The following is a 4,108-nucleotide window of genomic DNA, read 5'->3' as shown; positions in this document are numbered from 1 at the left end:
TTCACTCAATTTTGTCCCTCAATGACTTCTTGTACTTGTTCAATTTCTAAGTCTAAAGCTTGGGCAATTTGTTCTCTAGTTAACCCTAAGACCGATAAACGGGGAATAGAGTTTAATTTAGCGGATAATTCTCCTTCCTCTAAAATATCTTGATAGATGACTGATTCTCTCATAATCTCACTCCGAAGGATTTTTTAAATCGTCTCTCGATTTAATACTAACCCGGCGAGAATACTGGTGGCGGCAGCGAGATTGCTTTGCACCTGTTTTTGGGAGATAGTTTCTAGAGAAAGGGACACCTGACTTAACACCTGTTCGGGATCATCGGTATTGCTGAGGACAGCAAAGGGTAATAACTCATTGTTCGCTTAATTTTTTAAGGGAAGGGTTTTAAAATTGCTGTTACCTTTATCCTGTATGGTTTTTAGCGAATAAGGTAAGCGGAACAGTGCCGAGAGTGCGATCTCGCTACGCGAGCACTTTGGGATCGCCAATTGGCTCGTTCAAACCCTAGATATTTCTACAAAATCAAGATGGAGCAGGTTGAATCCCCCTAAAACAGCACAAAGAAGATAACTGCTATATCCAATACACAAAATTTAGCTGTTTCAGTCCACTAAAGCTGCTGACTTAGAAACAATTGCGTTAGAATTAAAGAAATATTACAAGTGATTGACAAAAATGAGTAAGCCTGATATGGAAACCATTGCCCTCCAGTTAGAAAGCAGCAACTCTAAAGATCGTCTGCTGGCCTTGGCATCCCTGCGAGAAGTGACCCCAGAGGAAGCTGTACCCTTGATCAAAAAAGTCCTTTATGATGAAATGCTGCCAGTGCGATCGATGGCTGTCTTTGCTTTGGGAGTCAAACAAACCGAGGAATGCTTTCCTATCCTAGTGGATTTGTTAGCCAATGATGCCGATTATGGCATTCGCGCCGATGCAGCGGGGGCCTTAGGTTATTTAGAAGATATTCGCGCTTTTGAACCCCTACAACGGGCTTTTTACGAAGACACACAATGGTTAGTCCGCTTTAGTGCCGCCGTCGCTTTGGGCAATTTGGGCGATATTCGGGCTAAACAGGTGTTATTATCGGCTTTAGATAGTAACGAAGCGGTTATTCAACAGGCCGCTATTGCCGCTCTTGGGGAAATCAAAGCAGTGGAAACCGTCGAGAAGCTTTTAACCTTTGTTAACTCCGATGACTGGTTAATCCGGCAGCGATTAGCGGAAGCTTTAGGCCACCTTCCGGCGGAAAAAACGATCGCAGCCTTAAAATTTTTGGTCAAGGACGAACATCCGCAAGTGCGCGAAGCGGCCCGTTTATCCTTGCAAAAATTGGCCAACGTCTAGGGATAGGATAGAATGAATAATCTATTCTTCCAGAGCGATCGATCTTTGCCTACAGCCATTCATGGACATTCAAGAATTTATTAATCTCTGTGCGGGTAAATGGTTTTCTCAGCGTACCAGTTATCAATTAGCCGCTCAAAAAGTTGCCAATAATAAAGCAGAAATCACCATCGATTTGCTGGCTGCCGATGCTGCCGATGTGGTGCAATTATGTTTAGAAAATAACTGTCAGTCCCAGGCCAGTTTAGGGGGATGGAAAGCGACTTGGGATAATTCTGTAGATTATGGACAACCGAAAAAAATCAGTTCTAGCTATTTAGTTTGGCTACCTTCAGAGAATTCTTGGCAAGGAAAATTAATCAAATCGGACGGTAAATCGGCAGCGCTGGGAGAATATCGTCTCAGAAGCGATCAATCTTTAACTTTAACCATCGAGGATAATCACCATCGTATCGAGGAAAGAATCTGGTTTGCTAGTCCTAATCTGAGATTGCGTACCAGTATTATCCAGTGGGACAATGGCGATCGCCAGACGGTTTTCTATTCGGAAATTCGCAAAATGGTTGCTCCTAAGTAGGGTTTGCCGAATAAATCTTAAAACCTTGTTAGGTAAGACTTTTAGACCTTTTGTCAATCAACAAGTACCAGGCATGGGAGTGATCAGGGGGAAAATTCAGGTGGTAAAACCCTACACCCCAACCCCCAACCCCCAACCCCTAACACCCCACACCCTGTCCCCACGAAAAACTTTTTCAGCAGCTCCTAAGTAGTGGCCATCTCCAATGTCTGAGGTGGGGAAGACAGGGTTAATCTTCCACCACTCCAGTCAAATCCTGCTAACGTCGGCCGCGTCTGCTGCTGCCGAAACCACTGCGACTAGGGGTACGACGGGAACCAGAGGAACCGAAACTAGGAGAACGTTTGACATTATCAGATTTACCCGAATTCTTCAGGGTACTGGAACCATAACCGGAACCACTGGGTTTTGTGGTGGTTGTGGTGCTGCGATTGGGACTAGAGGAAGTATTACTGGGATAACGACGTAAATTGCCAGTAGAACGGAGAGTTTGCCGATTTTTGACTGCCGGAGGTGGACTATTATGTTTAGTCCGGTATTGATCTACTGCCTGATTATAGGTGGAACCGGAACCACCAAAACCGGTCATCACACCCCCCGGAGTATAGAGGGGAGGAACGTAGTATTGAGGACGAAAGAGCAAGCTACCCAAAGCTTGACCAGCAACAGCACCGAAAAAAGGACTCCAAAAACTCGATTCTTGCCGAATCACCACGGTTTCCTGTTGTCCGGTTTGGGGATTGTTCCGCACTTCCGTGACATTATGGACATACTCGATTTTAAAATCTTCGGTCATGTACAGGGTAGCTTGAGCGCCGTTGATTTCTACTGCGGTTTTTTCCCCTTTAGCAATGTCCTCCTCGGTTAATCTAGCCATTTGTAGGTTAGTGGTGCGAAAGAGGGGAGAAGTCCCCCCAGGGGTGTTTAACAGCATTAAGGTATAAGTGCCATCTCCGTCATCGTAGGTAGCTTGTTGCACCTCGTAGCGACCGCTACTAACCTGATTGGATTGTTGTCTTACACTACTGTTATTAGCTGACGGTGACTGAGTTTGATTTGACGAGGAACCACAGGCCACCGTTGTGCAACAAAGGGTAAGAATTAAAAAGATTGTCGTTACTTGGCGCAGCATAAGGGCAAAATTAAGACTATAAAGGCAGTAATTCGGGGAAGTTGAGTAATAGTTGCTCATTGGTCAATTCATCTCCCAATTGAGCAGGAGAAAAATGTACCTGAATCGCGCGCAGCCGACCTTGGTAGTGGAGGTTAATTATTGATTTTAAACCATCTTCCAGGGCCTCTCGATCGGCTAGGCTAGTTTCTAAAGCAGCACTCTCACCCTCGAAGGCTATTGTGATCATAATAACTAAGTTATCGGTGACGGGTAAAGTTAAGGGTTCCTTTTCCCCCACTTGTGAAGACACCGATTCACTTAGGTATCTGGCCGCAGAATCGGTAAACAGTTCGTTAACGTAGTCCCCTGCTTCCCCCTCATTCCAAAAAACATCGCCCTCATTAGCCACAGAAAACCAATAGAGGTTCATCTGCAGCAGATTTTGACAAATTTCTACTAAACCCTCTCCCATGACCTCCAAATCGCCTTCGGAATCGATCGCCTCCCGGCCGGTACGATTAAGAATACCGATCAGAGGTGCGATTTCTTGTCCGTAGAGATGCAAAAATAAGCGACAGACCACATAGCGAGTTTTACCCGCAAATTTCTTGAAGCGATCGCCTAAAGAACTCATAATAGACCTCTTGTAAAAATCAAAAATTGTCGTTAAGGTTAGCAGTCATTAGTCTTGAAGTCATCAGCTCGATCAAGGTGATAAGGGCCAATTAATCGGATAAATAAAAGCTGATCAGTAGGGAGGCACAATTATTTGTAGGATGGGTTAGCGCACTTCGTAACCCATGCAGGTGTTGGGTTTCATGCTTCAACCCAACCTACCTTCAATTGGCCATTTTCTAGGCTCCTATGCCTTGATGCCCTGTTAACAGTCTATAATTAGGGTCTGCTGAAAAAGTTTTTCCTGGGGGTAGGGTGTGGGGTGTGGGGTGTGGGGTGTAGGGTTTTACCGATTTTCAGGTGGTCAACTACCTAATTTTCAGGGAAAAAGTCCCGGAATTTTCCCCCTGATCACTCCCAGTCCGGTACTTTTTGATTGACAAAAAGTCTAA

4 protein-coding genes and 1 pseudogene are annotated in these 4,108 nt (G+C 45.0%); 2 read left to right on the top strand and 3 right to left on the bottom strand.

Going from position 1 to position 4,108, the window contains the following annotated elements; genetic code table 11:
- Window positions 1–5: 5 nt before the first annotated feature.
- Window positions 6–356 (bottom strand): annotated as a pseudogene (locus tag IM319_RS01365) (Rpn family recombination-promoting nuclease/putative transposase); the annotation flags it as partial.
- Window positions 357–681: 325 nt separating this feature from the next.
- Here IM319_RS01365 and IM319_RS01360 point away from each other — a divergent pair.
- On the top strand, window positions 682–1,350 hold the full coding sequence (locus IM319_RS01360) for a HEAT repeat domain-containing protein (protein WP_044034732.1): 669 nt from the start codon (window positions 682–684) through the stop codon (window positions 1,348–1,350).
- 61 nt (window positions 1,351–1,411) lie between these two features.
- On the top strand, window positions 1,412–1,927 hold the full coding sequence (locus IM319_RS01355) for a phycobiliprotein lyase (protein WP_287687316.1): 516 nt from the start codon (window positions 1,412–1,414) through the stop codon (window positions 1,925–1,927).
- Window positions 1,928–2,186: 259 nt separating this feature from the next.
- Here the strand turns inward: IM319_RS01355 and IM319_RS01350 are convergent, their stop codons facing one another.
- Entirely contained in the window at window positions 2,187–3,119 is a 933-nt protein-coding gene (locus IM319_RS01350; protein ID WP_287734325.1) for a hypothetical protein, read from the bottom strand.
- Window positions 3,076–3,675, bottom strand: a complete 600-nt coding sequence (locus IM319_RS01345; protein ID WP_286826384.1) for a DUF1517 domain-containing protein — start codon at window positions 3,673–3,675, stop codon at window positions 3,076–3,078. Before IM319_RS01345 ends, IM319_RS01350 begins: the two co-directional genes overlap by 44 nt.
- Between the last annotated feature and the right edge of the window lie 433 nt (window positions 3,676–4,108).

Source organism: Microcystis sp. M113S1 (assembly GCF_020246945.1).
Classification (GTDB): Bacteria; Cyanobacteriota; Cyanobacteriia; order Cyanobacteriales; family Microcystaceae; genus Microcystis.
Note: the sequence above shows the minus strand (reverse complement) of the source record. Positions and strands in the feature narration are given on the sequence as shown.